A 19,581-nucleotide genomic window follows, 5' to 3' on the forward strand; every position below is an offset into this window, starting at 1 on the left:
CGTGGCGAAGGAGGTGCGGGTCTCCGGCGTCACCGTGACGGTCGACGCCACGGGCAGCGACATCGTCCGCGACATCGGTTTCGAACTCGGCCGGGGCGAGGTCATGGGCGTGGTCGGCGAGTCGGGCTCCGGCAAGAGCACACTCGCGCTCGCGCTGCTGGGGTTCGCGCGGAAGGGCGCGACGATCACCGGCGGACGAGTGGTCGTCGACGGCGTCGACCTGCTCGCCCTGCCGGAAGGGCAGTTGCGTCGCGCACGGGGGAGCAAGGTCGCCTATGTCCCACAGGACCCGGCGACCGCGCTGAACCCGAGCCTGAGCCTGGCGACCCAGCTCACCGAGGGGCTGCGGTTGCCCGCGCGCGAGGCGCTGTCCCGCGTCCGGCCGCTGCTCAAGGCCGTGGGGCTGCCGAGCGACGACGCGTTCCTCAAGCGCCGTCCCCGGCAACTGTCCGGTGGTCAGCAGCAGCGCGTTGCCATCGCGATGGCGATCGCGGCCGGACCGCGCCTGATCGTGCTCGACGAGCCGACCACCGGGCTCGACGTCTCCACCCAGGCCCGGGTGCTCGAAATGGTGCGCGAACTCTGCCGGGAACACGACATGGCGGCGATCTACGTCTCCCACGACCTCGCCGTCGTGGCCGACGTCGCCGACTACGTCACCGTCATGTACGGGGGCGAGGTGGTCGAGAGCGGCACCGACCGGGACGTGCTCATCCGCGCCGCCCACCCGTACACCCGCGCGCTGCTGGCCGCGGTGCCCTCCGCGACCCACCGGCACCGACTCGTCCCGATCCCCGGACGTGCCCCCAGTGCCGACGAGAGCCGGCCGGGATGTGTCTTCGCGCCGCGTTGTGCCCACGCCGTGGCCGAATGCGGGGAGAAGCACCCCGAGCTCGTGCCGGGGCCGTCGGGAACGCTGGCACGATGCCTGCGCACGGACGAGGTGGTGCGGACACCGCGAGTCCTGCCGCGCGCGGACGAGACGAACGTGGTCGCCGATGGACAGGCCGTGTTCTCGGTCTCCGGTCTGAACGCCGGGTACGGCGGCAGGCAGATCCTCTTCGACGTGTCGTTCGGCCTCGCCCGGGGCGAGTGCCTGGCCCTCGTCGGCGAGTCGGGCAGCGGCAAGACCACGATGTCGCGTTGCCTCGTGGGCCTGCACGAGGAGCAGGAGGGGACGCTGACGTTCGAGGGTCGCCAAGTTCCAGCCATAGCGGGAAAACGCAGCAAAGAGACGCGCCGCGAGTTGCAGTACGTCTTCCAGAACCCTTACGGCTCGCTCAATCCCCATCGCAGCGTGGAGAGCAGCCTCGTCGTGCCACTACAGCACTATTTCGGCGTGAGCGCGCGCGAGGCCAGGACGCGGGTGCGGGAGGCGCTTGAGCGCGTCGAGATCTCCTCGCAGCTCGCCGGCCGCTACCCGTCCGAACTGTCCGGAGGGCAGCGGCAGCGGGTCGCGATCGCCCGTGCCCTCGTGTGCGAGCCGAAACTGCTCATCTGCGACGAGGTGACGTCCGCGCTGGACGTGTCGGTGCAGGCGTCCGTGGTGGAACTGCTGCGTTCACTCTTGGGCGACGGCCTGTCGATGATCTTCGTCACCCACAACCTGGCCGTCGTGCGCAGCATCGCGGACAGCGTCGTCGTGCTGAGCCAAGGGCGGGTCGTGGAGTCGGGCGCGGCCGATCCCGTGCTCACCACGCCTTCGCACCCTTACACGCAGAGTCTCATCGCCGCCACGCTTGAGGTGCCCGATACCTTCGAACCCGCCGTTTAGCGCTTGGAGGACGAGCTAAGACCACTCGGAGCAGGGAACGACCCCGAATCCCCGACTGGGGAAGACGGCGTCCATGAAGAAGTCGTGCATGGCCGGATCGCCGTCGGCGCAACCGTCCCGCAGCACGGTCACCCGGTAGCCGCGATCCGCCGCGTCGTAGCACGTCGCGGCCACCATCGCGCTGGTCGCGACGCCTGCGACCACGACGCTGTCGACGCCGCCGGCGCGGAGCACCAGGTCGAGATCCGTGCCGGCGAACGCGCTGGCGCGGCGTTTCAGCACGACGACGTCCTCGTCGGCCACCGGCAGGTCGACCTCGGTACCGGCCGATCCCTCGTGGAAGGTGTCCCCGGCTTCGTAGAACGTCCTGAACAGAGCGTTGCCCGGCGGCAAGTCGGTCCCGTTGCCCCGGACGGCGAAGCGCACGAACACCACCAGGACACCGGCCGCGCGGGCGCGCGGGAGCAGGTCGGTGAGCGGCGGCAGGACCTGCTTGGCGAACGGGTAGTTGCCCGTGATACCACGCTGGAGGTCACCGATGATCAGTGCGGTGGTCATGACAGGCTCCCGTTCGGCCGCTCCATCCCACCAACCTACCGGTCGTGAAAATCGACACGAGTTGGGCGTAATCGGGCACTGTGCCTGATCAGGCAGACCGCGGTCACGCGCCTTGACCCGCTCGTCCCGGCGGCGGTACAGGTAGCGGTTGGGGGGCGCCGTCTGTGCAAGTCGAGCGCCTGGGGTTGTCGTGGTGGTTGAGGTCCGTTTGCTGGGTTCCGTCGATGTCGTGGTCGACGGTCGGGTGGTGGATGTGGGGTCGCCGCGGCAGCGGCACGTGCTGGCTGCGTTGGTGGCCGAGCCGGGTCGGCCGGTGCTGCCCGAGGTGGTGGTGGAGCGGGTGTGGGGGCAGCGATCCGGGGAGCGGATGCCGCCGTCGTTGCACACCTACATCTCGCAGTTGCGTCGTGCCCTCGCTCCGGTCGGGGTGACGATCACCCGCGCCGGCGGTGGTTACCTGTGCCCGGTAGACCCGTCGGCGGTGGACACGCACCGGTTCGCCGATCTCGTCGCGCAGGCCCGTGTCGCCGATGACGACGTCGAGGCGGTGGGGCTGTGGGAGCAGGCATTGGGACTGTGGCGTGGCGACCCGCTGTCCGGCCTCGACACACCGTGGGCGAACCAGTGGCGCATCCGACTGCAGGATGAGCGCACCGCGGCCGAGTTGGACCACATCGACGGGCTGCTGCGGGTCGGCCGGCACGGTGAGGTGTTACCGCTGCTGGCCGCGCAGGTCGAGGACCGGCCGTTGGACGAGCGGCTGGCCGGCCAGTACCTCACGGCGTTGTACCGGTCGGGTCGCCAGGCCGACGCCTTAGCCCGCTACCAGGTCGTGCGGGAGCGGTTGGCCGAGGATCTGGGTGCTGATCCCGGCCGTGAGTTGCAGGCTTTGTACCACCGGATCCTCACCGCCGACACCACGCTGACCGAGCCGGCGGACGACCACTCCGCACCCCGGCAACCGTCACCGGTGCCCCGACAACTCCCTCCTGCGCCACCGCACTTCGTCGGCCGTGCCGACGAGATGGCACGCCTGACCTCCACCCTGACGGCGGCGGAAGGCGGCGGGACGGTGGTGATCTCGGCGTTGGCCGGAGCCGGCGGGATCGGCAAGACCTGGCTGGCACTGCACTGGGCCCACCACGTGGTCGACCGGTTCCCGGACGGCCAACTCTTCGTGGACCTGCGCGGCTTCAGCCCCGACAGCTTGCCCCTCGACCCGACGGTCGCCGTGCGAGGGTTCCTCGACGCCCTCGACGTCGACCCGGCCCGCATCCCCACCGACCCGCAGGCACAGACCGCCCTGTACCGCAGCCTGGTCGCCGACAAACGCATGCTGATCGTGCTGGACAACGCCGCCACCACCGACCAGATCACCCCACTGCTACCCGGCAGCCCGACCTGCACCGTCATCGCCACCAGCCGCCGCCGGCTCACCACCCTGATCAGCCGGCACGGCGCCCACCACCTCCACCTCGAACCCCTCACCGAAGACGAAGCCCGCACCCTGCTCACCGACCGCGCCGGCCCCACCCGCGTCGCCGCCGAACCCGACGCCGTCACCGACCTGCTGACCTACTGCCGGGGTTTCCCGTTGGCGTTGAGCCTCATCGCCGGACGCGCCCACACCGAGCCCCGACTACCCCTGACTAAAATCGCCGCCGAACTCCGCGAGCTGGGCCTGGACGCATTGGACGACGACGAACCGACCGGCAGCCTGCCCACCGTGCTGTCCTGGTCCTACCGAACCCTCACCCTCGAACAACAACACGCCTTCAGCCTCCTGGGCACCGCACCAGGACCCGACATCAGCCTGCCGGCCGCAGCCGGCCTCACCGGGCACCCACTCGGCCACACCCGACGCCTGTTACGCGCCCTCACCGAGGCATCCCTGCTCGACCACGACCCCGACGACCGGTACTCGATGCACGACCTCGTGCGCGCCTACGCCGCCACCACCGCCGACGACCTCGCCGAGGACGTGCGAGAGCAGGCGCTGCGCCGCGTCCTGGACTTCTACACCCACACCGCCGACGCCGCCGACCGCCTGGTCTACCCGCACCGCCCGCCGACGCCGATGGACCCGCTCGCCCCGGACACCCGCCCCCACCCCCTGCCCGACACCGCGGCGGCGCTGGCCTGGTTCGACACCGAACACCCCCACCTGCTCGCCGCCCAGCAGACCGCCGCCGCCCAACCGTGGCACCACACCGTCTGGCACCTCGCCCGGACCACGGCCGCCTACCACATCCGGCGTGGACACCGGGTCGACAAGCTCACGATGTGGCAGGCAGCGCTGAACGCCGTCGTCCACCTGCCCGACCCCACCGTCCGAATCCACACCCACCGGTTCCTCGGCCGCGCCTACGGCGACCTCGCGCGGCACGACGAGGCGGTCGAGCACCTGCGGCAAGCCCTCACCCTGGCCGAGCGACACCACGACAACGTCCAGCAGGCCCATACGCACCACGCGCTCACGAAGGCCTGGGAGCTGGTCGAGGACTACGAGCAGGCGCTGGCGCACGCCACCGACGCCCTGCGCCTCTACCGCACCGTCGAAGAACCGGTGTGGCACGCCAACGCGCTCAACTCGGTGGGCTGGATCGCCGCCCAGCTTGGCGACTACGACACCGCCCGCCGCCACTGCGAGGAAGCGCTCACCCTGCACCGCCGGCACAACGACCCCGAAGGCGAGGCGAACGCCCTGGACAGCCTGGCCTTCATCGCCCACCACACCGGCGACCACCAGCAGGCGGTCGACAACTACCAGCAGGCCCTCGCCCTGTTCCGCGGCCTGCGCCACACCTACATCTCCGCCGGCATCTTCGACTGGCTCGGCCACTGCCACACCGCGCTCGGCCGGCACGACCAAGCCCGCGCCGCGTGGCGGGAAGCCCTCCGGCTGTACCAGGACCAGGGCCGCGACGACGCCGCCGCGCAGGTCCAGCGCCAACTGGACGAGCAGGAGGCCGGCTCCTGACGTGGGAACCGGTCGCCCGGTGTCAGTGGGCGGCCGGCCACGTGATCGCAGGCGTCAGGGCGGCTCGGACGCCCTGACGGGTCGACCGGGCTCCGCCGGTGTCGTGAACCGACCCCGCCCGGCGGCGAAGGCAAGCCCCACCTGCACGACGCACACCGCGATCAGGAACAGGATCGGGGCCGACCACGAGCCGGTCACGTCCCGCAGCACCCCGACCAGGAACGGACCGCCGGCGGCGACGAGGTAGCCACCGCTCTGGGCCAGCGCCGACAGCGCGGCGGTGCCGGCGGCGGAGCGGGTTCGCAGGCTGAACAGGGCCAGGGTCAACGGGAACACGCCGCCGCCCACGCCGATCAGCAGCGCCCACAGCCACGGCGCCGAAGCCGGTCTCGTCAGGAGTCCCGCGAGGCCGAGGAGCTGGCACGCGGTCAGGCCCGCGCCGAGGCAGCCCTGTGTCCGCATCCGGGACGCGAGAACGGGAACCACGAAGTACACCGGCACACCGGCGAGGACGCTGAGGGACAGCAGCGCACCGGCCTCGCTGAACGAGAAGCCCACATCGTGGTACACCGTGGGCAGCCAGGCCATCACGGTGAACGCGAGCAACGACTGCGTCGCGAACAGCAGCGTGACCACCCACGCGACCGGACTGCGCATCATGGCCCGCACGGACACCCCGGTCTCGGCAGGAGCCGCGCCCCGACGCACCAGAGGCAGCCAGACGATCAGCGCGGCGGCGGCGAGCACCGACCACGCGGCGAGGCCGCCCCGCCAGCCACCGGTGACGGTGCCGACCGGCACCGTCGCCACCGCGCCGAGGGCCGCACCGAGGGACAGCACGGCGCTGTACGCACCCGTGACCTCGCCGACGCGGCGTGGGAACTCCGCCTTGACGACCACCGGGACCAGGACGTTCGCGGTGGCGATGCCGGCGCAGGCCAGCAACGTCCCGGCGAGCAGCGTGGCTTCGCCACCGGAGACGCGGACCAGCAGCCCGACGAGCAGTGCGCCGACCGCGATCGCCAGCCCGGCCGGGGCGCCGACCCAGCGCACCAGCCGGGGCGTCGCGGCGGCGACCACGCCGAAGCACACCACCGGCAGCGTCGCGGCGGTCGACGCGGCCACCGTCGACATCCCCAAGTCGCCGCGCACCTGGTCGAGCACCGCGCCCAGGCTGGTGACCGCCACCCGGAGGTTCGCGGCGATCAGCAGAATGCCGGCCAGCACCGCCACCACCCGGGCAGGCGGTCGGCGCGGCAACCTCATCGCCCACCCGGCCGCCTGCCCACCGGAGCGGCGCGGTGGCCGTGGGCAAGCGCTTCCGGCGTGCCGCGGAACGGTTCGCCGCTCAAGCCACACCGACCGATCGCCCGGCCTCGACGAGGTGGCGCACGGCTGCCACGGCGGTGGCGAACAGCGGCTCCACGGCCGGCGCGGGCCCGCCGGCGCGGACGGCGTCCTCGCTCCACATCATCATCACGCTGCCGGTGCGCACGTCCAGCACGGACCCGACGATGAAGACCGCGGCCGTCTCCATCTCCGAGCAGACGGCCCCGCCCCGGCGCCAGATCTCCAGGCGCTCCACCAGTTCCGCGGCGAGCGGCATCCGTTCGGGCTCCATCTCGCCGTAGTACGAGTCCTTGGTGTGCGCGAGCCCGCACCGGTACGGCACTCCCCCGGCGTCCGCCGCCTCCTGGAGCGCCCGCACCACCTCGATCGTCGCCACGGCGGGGAACTCGACGGGCAGGTACTGCTTCGTCGTCCCCTCGTCCCTGATGGCTCCGGTCACGATGGCCAGTTCCCCGTTCCGGGTGCCGGGCTGCAGCGAGCCGGACACGCCCACGCGGATCATCGTGTCGACACCGAGGGCGGCCAGCTCCTCCACCGCGAGGGCCGTCGACGGTCCCCCGACGCCGGTCGAGGTGACCACCACGGTCTCGCCGGCCAGCGATCCGCGCCAGGTCTCGAACTCGCGGTTGCGCACGACGAACTCCGGCTCGTCGAGGAGCGCGGCGATGGCGGCGGCGTGGTCGGGGTTGGCGGGCAGCAGCGCGTACCCGCCGACGTCCCGCACGTCCAAGTGGAGGTGGTGGGCGCGGCCGTTCGTAGTCATACCGGGTCTCCTCGGTCCGTCACGGTCAACGACAGAAAGTCAGGAATCACGTACGTCCGTCACTATTGACCGACACCGTAGAGGGCTATTACCTTCGCCACAACAACTTGACCGAGGAGGGGACGGAGCGTGCACCACACGCCACCGATCGAGTCCGCGCTGCTTGCGGCCATGAGTTCGCAGGCAGGCCCGATGGGCGCCCGCGCCGCGCTCGGACACCTTCGGCAACAGGGGTTCGCCGTCAGCGAGTCGACGGTCAGCCGGTTGCTGCGGGAGCTGGACGAGCGGGCGTTGACCCGGTCACTCGGCAAGAAGGGGAGGGTGCTCACCGAGGAGGGCCGGCGGGCCGCCGCGAACCTGCTGCTGGACCACCGGCGGGCGTCCACCTTCGCCGACGCCCTCAACCTGCGGGACGTCCACGACCTGGTGGACCACCTCGCGGGGAGGCGCGGGATCGAGCGGGAAGCCGCGCGGGCCGCCGCGCTGCGGGCCCGGCCCGAGGAGCTGGCCCAGCTCCGCAAGATGGTCGAGACCACCGGCTCGGGTCGCTGGCAGGAACGGCTCGGCTTCCACCGGACGATCGGCGAGGCGTCGCACAACAGGCAGATCCAAGCCATCACCAGCACGCTGTTCGACGAACGCCTCGACCCGTTGGAACACCTGCTGGTGCTGATCGGGATCAAGCAGGAAGCGCTGGTGCGGTGGGACGGGGAACACCGCGGCATCGTGGCGGGCATCGCGGACCGGGATCCGGACCGCGCCGAGCGCCTGATGGTCGTGCACCTCGACGGGATGATCCGGGACACCGAGCTGTTCGCGAACAGCGGCAACGCCTACGTCATCCACGCGGTGCTCGCGGAGATCGAATCCAGGTGAAACCACCGTCCTGCGCACGCGAGTGACCAGGATGCACATCGTTCGGGAGCGCACATGACCCAGATCCTTTCGCAGCACGGGATGAGCCGCCGCTCGTTCCTCCGGACCACCGGGCTGGGCACGTCCGCGGCGGCCGGGATGTGGCTCGCGGGCTGCGGCGCCGCGGGTGACGGGTCCGCCGCCGGGGGTCGGGTGTCGGTGAAACTCGGCTGGATCCCGAACGTCGAGTACTCCGGCATCTTCGTCGGCGTCGCGGACGGGTTCTACGCCAAGCAGGGCCTGGAGGTCGAGGTCGTGCCGGGCGGGCCGAACTCGGCGGTCACGCCGCTGGTCACGACGAACCGGGTCGACGTCGGCATCGAGGCGATCCCGGAGAACGTCGCCACCGCCGTCACCGGCGGCGCGAAGCTGAAGATCGTCGGCGCCGGGTTGCAGAAGAGCCCGGAGTGCTGGATCTCGCTGGCGGACAACCCGGTCCGGACGCCCAAGGACATCGAGGGCCGGAAACTCGGCATCACGCTGGCGGGCAAGAACACCGCGCTGGTGTTCATGAAGAAGAACGGCGTCGACCCCGACAAGGTGTCGCTCGTGCCCATCCAGTTCGACCCGGCGCCGCTGGCGGCCCGCGAGGTCGACGCCCTCTGGGGGTTCGCGTCCAACCAGCCCGTGGCGCTGGGCCTGCGCGGCATCGAGACCCACGTGATGCCGATGGCCGACTACGGTTTCAACCGGATGCAAGGCGTGTTCTTCGTGACACAGGCCACTTTGGACGATCCCACCGCGCGGGAGAACGCGCGGAAGTTCCTGGCCGGCAGCCGACAGGGCTGGGACGCCGCGCTGCGGAGCCACCAGCGCGCGGCGGAGGTGACGGTCCAGAAGTACGGCCAGGACCTCGGCCTCAAGCTCGACGAGCAGGTCAAGACGCTGACCGCGATGGCGCCGTACGTCAGCGGCGCGGAGGCCGCCTCGAAGGGGCTGCTCTGGATGCCCGACGCGCTGATCGAGGAGACGATCGCGAGCCTGGCCAGCATCGGCATCACCGCCGACAGGTCCCTGTTCACCAACGAACTCCTCGAAGGATGACCCGGTGTCGGATCGGAGGGAAGCGATGCTCGAAGCCGCCGCGCGAGTCGACGCCGCACCGGGTGGTGGCCCACCACCCGGTGACGGGATCACCATTCGCGGTCTGAGCAAGACCTACCTGGGCGGCGCCTCGGCGATCGAAGCGCTGCGCGAGTTCACCTACGAGTCCCGCCGCGGCGAGTTCGTGGGGCTGCTCGGCCCCTCGGGCTGCGGCAAGTCCACGGTCCTGCGCGTGCTGGCCGACCTGGAGACACCGACCGGCGGCACGGTCTCCGTCCACGGGCACACCCCGAGGCAGTTGCGCGAGCGGCACGGCATCGGGGTCGCCTTCCAGGACGCCGGCCTGTTGCCGTGGCGCACGGTGGAGGCGAACATCCGGCTCCCGCTGGAGGTCGCCGGCCGCCGCGACGACCGGGAGGTGGCCGACCTCATCCGCCTGGTCGGCCTCACCGGGTTCGAGAAGGCCCGCCCGTCGCAGCTTTCCGGCGGGATGCGGCAGCGGGTCTCGCTCGCGAGGTCCCTCGTCACCCGGCCGGAACTGCTGCTGCTGGACGAGCCGTTCGGCGCGCTGGACGACCTGACCCGCCAGCGCCTCAACTTCGAACTCCAGCGCATCTGGTCGGAGCGCGGCACCACCACCGTGCTCGTCACGCACGGCATCGCCGAGGCGGTGCTGCTGTCCGACACCGTCATCCTGATGTCCCCGCGCCCCGGCACCGTGGTCGAGGTCGTCCCCATCGACCTGCCCCGGCCGCGGACCGCGGAAATCCTGCGGGACAAGGCGTTCCACGCGCTGTGCGACGAGCTGGCCCGCAAGTTGTTCGCGGGCGGCGAAGACGGGAAGACCCGGTGAACGGCGCGGCGCCCGGACGACAGCGCAGCGAGGTCGCCCCCGGACGGCGGCGCAGCGTGGTGGCGTCCGGACGGTTGCGCCGCGTGGTCGCGCCCGGCCTGACCGTGCTCGCGCTGGTCCTGGTCTGGCAGGCGGCCTCGTCGTTCGGCAACCTCGCGGCGGTGGTGCCGTCGCCTCTGGACGTGCTGCGGCAGATGGGGGACGATGCGCACTACTACCCGCAGAACGCGGCGGCCACGATGTCGTCGGCGGCGCAGGGATACCTGTGGGGCAACGGGATCGCGATCGTCCTGGCGTTGTGCACGCTGCCGTTCCCCCGCGTTCAGGCATTGCTGGAGCGGGTCGCGGTCGGGGCCATCGCCCTGCCGCTCATCGCCATCGCCCCGCTGCTCGCGATCGCGTTCCCCGGCGACACGCCCAGTGTCATCCTCGCCGCGCAGGCGGTGGTCTTCACGACGCTCGTCGCGACCATCCTCGGTCTCAACAGCGTGGACAAGACGTCGGTCGAGGTGATCCGCGCGTGCGGCGGCTCGGAGTGGACGGTCATCCGCAAGGTGCGGCTGCCCGCGGCGATCCCGAGCTGCGTCGCCGGTCTCCAGGTCGCCGCGCCGAGCGCCATCCTCGGGGCGATCATCGGTGAGTACATGGGCGGCGCGCGGGGGCTCGGGGTCGCGATGGTCCAGGCCCAGGGCGCGTTCGACGTGCCCAGGGCGTGGGGCTTGGCGATCGTCACCTCGCTGCTCGCGGCGGTGGCCTTCCTCGTGCTGCCGGCGGCGACCAGGCTGGCCCTGCCCTGGACCCGTTCGGTCGACACGGTGCTGGGCGCCCGCGCGGAACGACGCCGGAGCCGGGGCGGCGGAGGCCTCGCCGGCCTGCGCCGTGCCGTCGTGGCCTTGGTGTCCACGGTGGTCGGGGTCGTGCTGTGCTGGTGGCTGCTCGTCCTCGTCGTTCCCGGCGGCAGCGCCGTCGCCCGGGGTCCGCTGGAGGTCCTGTCCTACTTCGCGGACGGCGACACGCAACTCGTCACCTCCGACGGTGAGGCCCAGGGCGCGCTGTCGTACCTGGTGTCGTCCCTGGGGCGCACCCTCGTGGACGCCGGCGTCGGGTTCGCCGCCGGGCTCGTCCTCGCCGTGCTGACCGCCGTGCTCGCGCACGAGTTCCCGGTCGTCGAGCGCATCCTGATGCCGATCTCGATCGCCCTCCGGTCGGTCCCGATCGTCGCGGCGATGCCCCTGCTGGCGCTCGTGTTCGGGCGCGGCGTGGTCGCCGTCACCATCCTCATCGCGGTGATGACGTTCTTCCCCGTGCTGGTCAACCTCCTGCTCGCGATGAAGGCCGTGCCCCGCAGCGCCACGGACCTCTTCAGCGCGATCGGGGCCGGCCGCCGGCAGCGGGTCGTCAAACTGCTGATGCCCTACTCGTCCCAGGCTTTGCTGGCCTCCGTGAAGGTCGCGCTGCCGCTGTCCGTGGGCGCGGCGATGGTGGCCGAATGGCTCGCCACCGGACACGGCCTGGGCGCCTCGATGACCGTCGCCGCCACGCTGTCCGACTACAACTTCGTGTGGGGCGGGGTCGCCGCCGTCCTGCTGACTTCCCTTGCGGCGTACCACATCGCCAACGCGCTGGAGGACTCCGCGCTGCGCCGGCTCGAATGACGCCGGTGCCGCCACGCCCGACCCACGACCGTGTCACGACGGAAAGCGAGACAACACATGAGCAGAACCATCCTGTCCAACGGACGCCTCAACGGTGTCGGCGACCCGCAAGTGATCACGGTTGTCGACGGGAAGATCGATTCCATCGATAGCGCCGTCCCGGCGGATCTGGGGCCCGCCGACCACGTCGAGGATTTGAACGGCCAGATCGTCCTGCCGGGCTTCGTGGACGGGCACGCGCACGCCGACAAGAGCCTGTGGGGAGAGCCGTGGGTCCGGCGGGAATCCGAGCCCATCACCATGGAGCAGATGTTCGAGGACACGGTGCGGCAGTGGGAGGAGACCACCACTCCGGTCGCACAGCGCGCGAGCCTCTTCCTCAAGAAGTGCGTCGGGTACGGTTCGACGTCCATCAGGACGTTCGTGGACGTGGCCCCGGAAGTGGGGCTCGACGGGATTCGCGGGCTGTTCGAGGTGCGCGAGGAACTGGCCGATCTCACCGATCTCCGGATCGTGGCCTTCCCCCAGCTCGGCCTGCTGCGCAAGCCCGGCACCGCCGAACTGCTCGAACAGGCCCTCCGGGAAGGCGCGGACGCGGTCGGGGGCCTGGACCCGGCGGGGGTGGACGGCGACGCGGCCCGCCAGCTCGACACCGTGTTCGGGCTGGCCGAGAAGTACCAGGTCCCGGTCGACTTCCACCTGCACGAGTCCGGCGAACTCGGCGGCTGGCTCATCGGGCAGATCGCCGCGCGGGTCAAGGCACTCGGCATGCAGGGCAAGGTCAGCCTGTGCGACGTGTTCAGCCTCGCGGAGCCCACCCCGGCGCAGCTCGACCACCTCGGCACCCTGCTCGCCGACGCCGGGATCGCGGTCGCCGTGGGTGTGCACGGGCTCCTCCCGGTGCCGGACGTGAAGACGTTGCACGCCATGGGTGTCCGCATGTGCCTCGGCTCCGACTCGGCGCGGAGCCGGTGGTCGCCGTGGGGCGAGGGCGACATCCTGTCCCGCGCGATGTTCATGGCCTACAAGTGTTACTGGCGGCGGGACGAGGACCTGGAGTTCGCGGTGGCCATGGCCACCACCCTGGGGCGCGACGCGCTCGAATTCGAGCGGTGCGCCCTCTCCGTCGGCGATCCGGCCGACCTGGTGGTGCTGCCGGGCGAGACGATCGGGGAGGTCGTCGTGACGCCGCCCCAGCGGACCCTGGTGATGAAGCGCGGGAAGATCGTGGCCCGCGCCGGCGAGATCACCCTTCCGGGCTGACGCGAACACCGCGTCAGCCCGTGCGGCACCGTCGGTGGTGTCGGGGTGGCCGAGCCGTTGGGCGTCAGCCGTTCGGCGTGGTGATCACGGAGAACACCGAGCCCTGGCCGGCGAGCCGGGCGTTGAGTTCGGTGAGGACGGTCTCGATGGGCACGTAGTTGTTCAGCTCCCCGGACCAGCACGCGCCGGAGCGGGACTGCTGGCTGCCTTCGAGGATGCCCAGCGCGGTGTGGTCGACCTGGCTGAACAGCGGTCCGCCGCTGTCACCGGGTCGCGCGCAGATGTCGGTGTTGATGCCGACGTCGGTGGACAGCACCCGCCCGCACCGCGTCCCGACCAGGTAGCCCTCACCCGCTCCGCTGTCGACCGAGTCCGGGTAGTTGACCGCGCTGGAGCCCGAACCGGTGGCGCACACGACCCAGCCGGCCTTGATCTCGGCCAGCGTGTGCGTGCCGGTGATGTGCTCGTCCGCCGAGGTGGCCTGCGCACCGCACGGGGTGTCGGCATTGCTGTCGGCGCCGCCGTTGCGGCAGTACTTCAGCACCCGGTTGCGCCCGGCGTGGCTCTCCAGCCACGTCGCGGCGGTCGCGGTGTCGACGTACGGCAGCGCCGCGTAGTCGTAGGGGTAGGAGTTCTTCTCGATGCCGTGCTGCTGGAGGACGGCGCTGCCGTTGTGCTGGGTCGGGGTGTTGTTCGTCTTGGTCGCCATGCAGTGGCCCGCGGTCAGCACCCACGCCTTGCCCGGAAAACCACCGCCGGTCGACCGCAGGTTGAAGCCGCTCGTGCAGCCGCCCCAGGTTCCGTTGTCCCGCTTCATGTCCAGTCGCAGACCACCCCGCATCGGGCCGTGGCCGGTGCAGTACAGCGGATGGCAGAAACCCCAGTCGACGTTCGCGGCGGCCATCGGCTCCGGCTTGACCAGCGTCCTGGGCACCGCCAACCCCGACTCGGCTTCGACCGCCCGCCGCGCGGCGTCCGCCTCCGCGGCGACCGAGAACGCCCCGACCCGGCCGGCCTTCTCCTGGGTGACCCACGCGCGTTCCCACACCACGACACGGTTCTCGGACTCGCTGACCGCCGGCAGGTAGACCGCATCGGGCCCGGCGCCGACCCGCGTGGCGACCCGGTCCCTGGCCTCGGCCAACTGGGCCAACGAGTACCGCACCGGCTTCGTCCGCACGTGCGCCCGATCCGACAGCCCCGCAAGATGGGGTCCGGCGGCGGCCGGCCTGGTCATCGCCACCACGAGCACACCGCCCGCGCCGTGGTCGAGCCACATCCCGCCGTACTCCGCGCCCGCGTGACGCCGGAGCAGCCCGTCGAGCTTCGCGGCGTCGTCCTGCAACTCCAGCCGCCGAAGCGCCTCCCGCTCGGACACACCGTAGGTGCCGACCAGGTACCGCACGGACTCCTGAACGGAGGCCGGATCGAGCGCCCCGGCCGACAACGGACCCGCGACCGCGCCTTCGGACGGACCGACCACGACGATCAACGCGGACGCCAACGCGGCCACCGCGGCACGCACGCCTCTGACCCTGACCACGAATCCCCCCGATTCACCGCAGTTCCAGCCCAAACGGTAGCCAAGGTCGCGCCTCGGGGTCTGCGCCGAACGGCCCAACTCGCGGACCGGCCCGCCTCGGGGACCGGTCCCGGCCGGCGCGGATAGCGTGACGCCGTATTGCTCCCCTCATGGTGCGGAGGCTGACGGTGGCAACGGTGGTGAGCCGGGTTGCGCTCGGCGTGTGCGCGGTGCTCGCGATCGTCGGTGGCGCGTTGCTCACGCTGATGGTCGTGCTGTACTTCACCGCCGACGAGTACGTCCCGGCACTAAACGAGATCGGCGGGTGGGGCATCCTCGCCGGGATGTGCGGGCTCGCGATCTACGTGGCGGGCGTCATCCGGGCCAACATCGCCCTGCGCGTCGGGGCCGGGCTCGGCCTCGCGGGGGTCGCGTTCGTCGTCAGCATGATCATCGCGGTCGTCGTCTCGCTGGCGGGAGACCGCGGTGGCGAGCGGGGCACGCTGGAGGACGGCACCGCCGGCTTCGTCTGGCTCCTCGCCGGTGTGTTCTTCGCGCGGACGGCGGCGGCCGGCAGGTGGCCGGTGGTCCGGAAACGGGAGCACTCCGCCTGATCAACCGCGCCCGGCCCGGACCAGGCCGTGCTCGTAGGCGAGCACGGCCGCGTGCGTCCGGTCCCGTGCGCCGATCATGGTGAACAGCCGGGAGACGTACGTCCTCACCGTTGCCGTTGTGAGGGTTAACTCGTCGCCGATCTCGGCGGTGGTTGGAAGGTGAGGCAGGACGGCTAGCATTTACCCCTCCAGCCTGGACACACGAACCGCTGCCCGAAGCCCTCTCCCATACCCGAAGAAGGCAGCCCTCACCAGGAAGGCCACCTCCTCCGAACCACCCGCCGCGCAGCCGTGCTGTGCGGCGCTCAGCTCTGCTGGGCAGCAGCCCTTCCTTCCTCCAGCCACACCACATGCACCCGTCGCACTCCCATCGACCGCGAGGAAATCTCGAACAGCGTCCGAGCACGCTCCGCGCTCTGGGAGTGCAGTCGGAAGTCGCCTTCCACGGAGTTGACGTCAGCGCGGTCTTCGTAGGCCAGGCCGTAGCCCGCTACGCGGGCGTCCCGACCTTCCCCGAACTCCTCCACGAGAGCGAACAGCCGTGGTGCTTCAGTCACGGCCAGCTCCCGCATGAGCCTTCCGAACTCCTCTGGGTTCCACGGTGGCATGGGCATGGTCGGTGCGATCTGCTCCACCAGCTCGGTCACGCGCTCTTCCTCTTCTCGTACCTCTGGATCAATTCGGCCAGCGCGTCAGCGGGCATCAGGACGTTTGTGCGCTTGTTCGGGCGTGACCAGCCAGATCACCGGGGTGGTCTCCAGGGCGCTCGGCGGCAAGGGCATCGGCAGCCCGGCTTCCACCACCTGGGCCTCGCTGCTCAGCAACACTGCGGGCAGCGGCGGCCGAACCAGGAAGTACGCCAGTGGCATGTTCGGGAAGGACAGCACCGGTGTCGGGAACGCACGGAACCAAGGATTGTCGGCCAGGGCCATGACCAGCGACTCGGCCACGGCGAACCCACCCAACTCCGGACCGGTCACGGTGAAGACGTTGGGTTCGTGCAGACCGGAAACCGACCACCACCCGCGCACCAGCTCGACATCGGTGGTCGCGTGCTCAATCGGTTGGAGACACGGACTGGTGACCGGTTGTTCGTCAACCGGGCTGGCGAAGTGGCCGTCATGCCAGATGGCTCCGGGGATGACCGGCCAGTTCAGTTCGGCGTAGCTCAAGGCCGCTTGCAATGTCGTGGTCTGCCTGGTGTCCGGCTCACTGCTCGGCACTGCGTTGCCCTTCTGTGGTGGTGATCAACGGCAGTTTGGTTGCGGTGGACGAGTCCGGGCTTCAAAGCTCCGGCATGGGGTGTGGCCGGTTGCCCGCCTGGCCGCCCGCGTGCTGCACAGGCAGAGCCAGCCCGAGGGATCTGGCGAGGATGGCCTCAGCCAGTTCGCGGAGGTCTTCTCCGAGCGCGGCCTCCACCTCGGCCGGCAGAACGGTGTACTCGGTGATGGCTGTTGCGTTGGCCTCGTCCATGAGCCGCACGACGTAGCGGCCGAGTCGGTGGTTGAGGCTCGTCAGCCAGGCGTTGAACAGGAGTTCGTCCTTGGTCATGGGGTACCGCTTCGTTCGGTGAGGGGCACGACCTCGAACAGGTCGTCAAACTGCATGGGAGCCAGGGCAACAAGGGCGCCGCCGATGAAGGCCGGACCGGGCTGAAGTTCGCCACTCACCATCCGCGCGACCGTGGAGCGGTTGATGTCCATCGCCTTGGCCAGCCCGTAGTCGGAGCGGAAACCGGCAAGTCGGGCAGCCTTGGTGAAGGTGTCGGTACGCAGCCGGATAGTATGCGACATCCCTGCCTTCAGTCCTCTGTGGACGGAAGTGAATATTTGGGTGTCATGGTCACTGCTCCCTTGTAGCGCGGGTTTCGTCATCGGGTGGCCCGAGCACCAGGCGGCGCGGGGACCACCGGGGACTTGGGAGGCAACTCACCGGAGGGCTTGTCCAGCGCTGGGGCCGAGATCAAGAGTGGAATCCCCGCGGGGCGACGGACAGCGCCGCTTTGCCGCCTCGGTATCGCCCAAACGGGGCCAGCCTGGTGCAGCGCTACGCTTAACCAGGCAGAATCCGCACCGCAGATCGCAGCAGCCAATGCCCGGAGGTCACCCGATGGCAGTACGGCGCACCGGCTTTGTCCGGGCCAGGAAGGCCGCTGGCTTCACCCAGGAGTCGTTCGCGGAAATCATGCACGTTGACCGCTCCACTGTGGCGCGCTGGGAGCAGGGAGCGCGTGAGCCGCTGCCGTACCAGCGTCCGAAGCTTGCCCGGCTGCTGAAGATCACGATGAACAAGCTGGACGAGCTGCTGCACACCGAGACGGAAAGTGTTGCGGCGACGCAACATGTGGATCCTCCCGCAGTCGTGTTGCCCGCGCCACGGGTGGTCCATGCCGAGCTACTGACGCAGTACGAGGCGCTAACGAGCGCCTATCGCCAGATCGACTACCAGGCCGGCTCAGCAGCGGTGTACGAACAGACCGTCTCTCAACTCAACCGCCTGATGGGCATGGCTGACAACGTGCCGTCATCCCACTACCAGCGGTTCGCCCTAGTACTCGGTGACACAGCCCAGCTCGCCGCCTGGTTGGCAATCGACCACCAGGACTACGGCGCAGCACGGCGCTATACCTCATTGGCCCTCTCCAGCGCACAGGAAGGCGAGGACGCCCAACTGCACGCCTACGTGCTGGGGATCATGAGCTACATCCACCTGCACGCGGGTCGAGGGCCAGACGCGTTGCGCCTGCTGCTGGCCGCGCTGCACCTGGCGGAGAACCCGCGTTTCGGCATCAGCCAAGCTGTCCACTCCTGGCTGTCCGAAGCCATCGGGGAGGCATACGCCCTGGCTGGGGACAGCCAGGCGGGAGCGGCAGCGCTGGCCAAGGCTGAGCGATTGTTCGATGGCGTCGACCCGTCCGACGTACCGGCGTGGCTCGGCTTCTACAACGGCGCTGAACACACCATGCGGTTGAAGGGGCGCTGCCTCGTCCGGCTCGGTGATGGTGCCGCTGCGGTGACCGCGCTGGAGGAAGCCGTCCAGGCATTGCCCGTGCACTATGTCCGGGAACGCTCCGGCACGCTCATCGACTTGGCCATCGCTCGCCTGATGCCGTCGCGCGCCGGCCAGACCTCAGCCGTCGAACCCGAGGCTGCCGCCACTACTGCCCTCGAAGCGTGGGAGCTGGCCGTCCAGACTGGCTCCGGCCGCAACCAACGCCAGGTACGCGAGCTGCTGCCCCAGCTCCAGCCCTACCGGCAGCTCGGCGCTGTCCGGACGTTGCTGGAGGCAGCCCCGTAGCATCGGCACTGTGCCGGCTGGGAGTGAAGACAGCACCGAAAGCGCCAGGTGATGAGCCGCAGGAACTGGCTGATGCTCGGGGTGTTGTCCTTCCTGTGGGGCGCGGCCTACCTGGTAATCGCGGTCGCCCTGCGCGGCTTTCCGCCGGTGGTTGTGGTGTTTGGGCGAGTCTTCCTCGCTGCACTATTCCTCGCACCACTGGCCATCCGACGCGACGTTTTGAGGCCACTGCTGAAGCACCCGTGGTGGGTGCTGGTGACCATCCTTGTGCAGTCCACCGCACCTTTGCTGCTCCTTACCTACGGGCAACAATGGCAATCCGCTGGTCTCACAGGGGTGCTCATTGGGGCACAACCGCTGTTTGTTGCGGCACTCGCTACCTGGTTCGCGCCTGACGAGAAGCCGGAGGGTGTCAAAGGAATCCTCGGGCTCGTTACGGGCTTCGCTGGTATCGGGCTGCTATTCGGGGTAGACATCGGCGGTAGTTCACACCTGCTGCTTGGCGGCATCCTGGTCACTGCGGGTGCTTTGTGCTATGCCGTGGGGTCTATTCTGATTCACCGCAAACTCAGCTTTGCTCAGCCGCTTGGCGTCGCTACCTCGGCCATGCTGGTGAGCAGCGCAGTAACCGCCATTCCGGCCGTACTGTTGTTGCCTGACCAGATGCCACCGTTCGCCAGTGTGGCTGCCCTAGTCGCGCTTGGCGTGGTGTTCACAGCCCTGACGCTCACCGTGTTCTACGACCTCATCGCACGAGCCGGGCCAAGCAAGGCGACCTTGGCGTTCTATCTGTCGCCCGGTGTAACAGTCGTGCTTGGCTGGTTGCTGCTTGATGAGCAGGTGCAGTGGTCGACGGTGGTCGGACTGGCAGCAATTATCTTGGGGTCGATGCTGGCGGCGGGTAGGGCAGAGGTTGGCGGGTAGCAGCACATTCCCTTCACTTCAAGTTGTCGACTACCCGGTAGCGTCGTACGCTATTAGGTGATCATGAGG

General features: G+C 70.0%; 19 protein-coding genes. 10 read left to right on the forward strand and 9 right to left on the reverse strand.

Features of this window, described 5'->3' with window-relative positions; translation table 11 throughout:
* Nucleotide 1 precedes the first annotated feature (1 nt).
* Nucleotides 2-1,774 carry a dipeptide ABC transporter ATP-binding protein gene (locus ACQPZF_RS24850; RefSeq protein ID WP_433260709.1) on the forward strand — a complete coding sequence of 591 codons (1,773 nt, stop codon included), beginning with the start codon at nucleotides 2-4 and terminating at the stop codon, nucleotides 1,772-1,774.
* A 15-nt stretch (nucleotides 1,775-1,789) separates the two neighbouring features.
* On the opposite strand, the gene ACQPZF_RS24855 is transcribed toward ACQPZF_RS24850, so the two are convergent.
* Entirely contained in the window at nucleotides 1,790-2,332 is a 543-nt protein-coding gene (locus tag ACQPZF_RS24855) for a cysteine hydrolase family protein (protein ID WP_433260711.1), read from the reverse strand.
* A gap of 193 nt (nucleotides 2,333-2,525) precedes the next feature.
* On the opposite strand from ACQPZF_RS24855, the gene ACQPZF_RS24860 reads away from it, so the two are divergent.
* The gene (locus ACQPZF_RS24860; RefSeq protein ID WP_433260713.1) at nucleotides 2,526-5,312 is read left to right on the forward strand and encodes an AfsR/SARP family transcriptional regulator; all 2,787 of its coding nucleotides are present in this window, start codon (nucleotides 2,526-2,528) and stop codon (nucleotides 5,310-5,312) included.
* 54 nt (nucleotides 5,313-5,366) lie between these two features.
* Here ACQPZF_RS24860 and ACQPZF_RS24865 read toward each other — a convergent pair whose 3' ends face one another.
* Together ACQPZF_RS24865 and ACQPZF_RS24870 are read right to left on the reverse strand one after the other, a co-directional pair.
* On the reverse strand, nucleotides 5,367-6,578 hold the full coding sequence (locus ACQPZF_RS24865) for a CynX/NimT family MFS transporter (protein ID WP_433260715.1): 1,212 nt from the start codon (nucleotides 6,576-6,578) through the stop codon (nucleotides 5,367-5,369).
* 82 nt (nucleotides 6,579-6,660) lie between these two features.
* Nucleotides 6,661-7,425 carry a nucleoside phosphorylase gene (locus ACQPZF_RS24870; RefSeq protein ID WP_433260717.1) on the reverse strand — a complete coding sequence of 255 codons (765 nt, stop codon included), beginning with the start codon at nucleotides 7,423-7,425 and terminating at the stop codon, nucleotides 6,661-6,663.
* 129 nt (nucleotides 7,426-7,554) lie between these two features.
* On the opposite strand from ACQPZF_RS24870, the gene ACQPZF_RS24875 reads away from it, so the two are divergent.
* Genes ACQPZF_RS24875 through ACQPZF_RS24895 form a run of 5 tightly spaced genes read left to right on the forward strand, consistent with a single transcriptional unit; the run spans nucleotide 7,555 to nucleotide 13,155 of the window.
* Nucleotides 7,555-8,301, forward strand: coding sequence for an FCD domain-containing protein (locus ACQPZF_RS24875; protein WP_433260719.1), 747 nt, complete (start codon nucleotides 7,555-7,557; stop codon nucleotides 8,299-8,301).
* 54 nt (nucleotides 8,302-8,355) lie between these two features.
* Entirely contained in the window at nucleotides 8,356-9,384 is a 1,029-nt protein-coding gene (locus tag ACQPZF_RS24880; RefSeq protein ID WP_433260721.1) for an ABC transporter substrate-binding protein, read from the forward strand.
* A 4-nt stretch (nucleotides 9,385-9,388) separates the two neighbouring features.
* The gene (locus tag ACQPZF_RS24885; protein WP_433260723.1) at nucleotides 9,389-10,237 is read left to right on the forward strand and encodes an ABC transporter ATP-binding protein; all 849 of its coding nucleotides are present in this window, start codon (nucleotides 9,389-9,391) and stop codon (nucleotides 10,235-10,237) included.
* Nucleotides 10,234-11,892 (forward strand): ABC transporter permease, encoded by a 1,659-nt coding sequence (locus ACQPZF_RS24890; protein WP_433260725.1) that lies wholly within the window; start codon nucleotides 10,234-10,236, stop codon nucleotides 11,890-11,892. The genes ACQPZF_RS24885 and ACQPZF_RS24890 overlap by 4 nt, the downstream gene beginning before the upstream one ends.
* A gap of 57 nt (nucleotides 11,893-11,949) precedes the next feature.
* Nucleotides 11,950-13,155 (forward strand): amidohydrolase, encoded by a 1,206-nt coding sequence (locus ACQPZF_RS24895; protein ID WP_433260727.1) that lies wholly within the window; start codon nucleotides 11,950-11,952, stop codon nucleotides 13,153-13,155.
* Nucleotides 13,156-13,219: 64 nt separating this feature from the next.
* Here the strand turns inward: ACQPZF_RS24895 and ACQPZF_RS24900 are convergent, their stop codons facing one another.
* Complete coding sequence (locus tag ACQPZF_RS24900; protein WP_433260729.1) at nucleotides 13,220-14,680, reverse strand: trypsin-like serine protease; 1,461 nt, start codon at nucleotides 14,678-14,680, stop codon at nucleotides 13,220-13,222.
* Between the two features lie 185 nt (nucleotides 14,681-14,865).
* Between ACQPZF_RS24900 and ACQPZF_RS24905 the strand changes: the two genes are divergently transcribed.
* A complete protein-coding gene (locus ACQPZF_RS24905; protein ID WP_433260731.1) occupies nucleotides 14,866-15,291 on the forward strand; it encodes a hypothetical protein in 426 nt (141 codons plus the stop codon).
* Here the strand turns inward: ACQPZF_RS24905 and ACQPZF_RS24910 are convergent, their stop codons facing one another.
* The 5 genes from ACQPZF_RS24910 to ACQPZF_RS24930 form a co-directional block, all read right to left on the reverse strand.
* Complete coding sequence (locus tag ACQPZF_RS24910) at nucleotides 15,292-15,471, reverse strand: LuxR C-terminal-related transcriptional regulator (protein WP_433260733.1); 180 nt, start codon at nucleotides 15,469-15,471, stop codon at nucleotides 15,292-15,294.
* Nucleotides 15,472-15,596: 125 nt separating this feature from the next.
* On the reverse strand, nucleotides 15,597-15,938 hold the full coding sequence (locus tag ACQPZF_RS24915; protein WP_433260735.1) for a hypothetical protein: 342 nt from the start codon (nucleotides 15,936-15,938) through the stop codon (nucleotides 15,597-15,599).
* A 45-nt stretch (nucleotides 15,939-15,983) separates the two neighbouring features.
* Complete coding sequence (locus ACQPZF_RS24920; protein WP_433260737.1) at nucleotides 15,984-16,514, reverse strand: bifunctional DNA primase/polymerase; 531 nt, start codon at nucleotides 16,512-16,514, stop codon at nucleotides 15,984-15,986.
* A gap of 61 nt (nucleotides 16,515-16,575) precedes the next feature.
* Entirely contained in the window at nucleotides 16,576-16,842 is a 267-nt protein-coding gene (locus tag ACQPZF_RS24925; protein WP_433260739.1) for a hypothetical protein, read from the reverse strand.
* On the reverse strand, nucleotides 16,839-17,084 hold the full coding sequence (locus ACQPZF_RS24930) for a transcriptional regulator (protein ID WP_433260741.1): 246 nt from the start codon (nucleotides 17,082-17,084) through the stop codon (nucleotides 16,839-16,841). Before ACQPZF_RS24930 ends, ACQPZF_RS24925 begins: the two co-directional genes overlap by 4 nt.
* A gap of 316 nt (nucleotides 17,085-17,400) precedes the next feature.
* Between ACQPZF_RS24930 and ACQPZF_RS24935 the strand changes: the two genes are divergently transcribed.
* On the forward strand, nucleotides 17,401-18,588 hold the full coding sequence (locus ACQPZF_RS24935; RefSeq protein ID WP_433260743.1) for a helix-turn-helix domain-containing protein: 1,188 nt from the start codon (nucleotides 17,401-17,403) through the stop codon (nucleotides 18,586-18,588).
* A gap of 51 nt (nucleotides 18,589-18,639) precedes the next feature.
* Nucleotides 18,640-19,512, forward strand: a complete 873-nt coding sequence (locus ACQPZF_RS24940; RefSeq protein ID WP_433260745.1) for a DMT family transporter — start codon at nucleotides 18,640-18,642, stop codon at nucleotides 19,510-19,512.
* Nucleotides 19,513-19,581: the final 69 nt, after the last annotated feature.

It is taken from the genome of Actinosynnema sp. CS-041913 (genome assembly GCF_050942485.1).
Classification (GTDB): Bacteria; Actinomycetota; Actinomycetes; order Mycobacteriales; family Pseudonocardiaceae; genus Actinosynnema.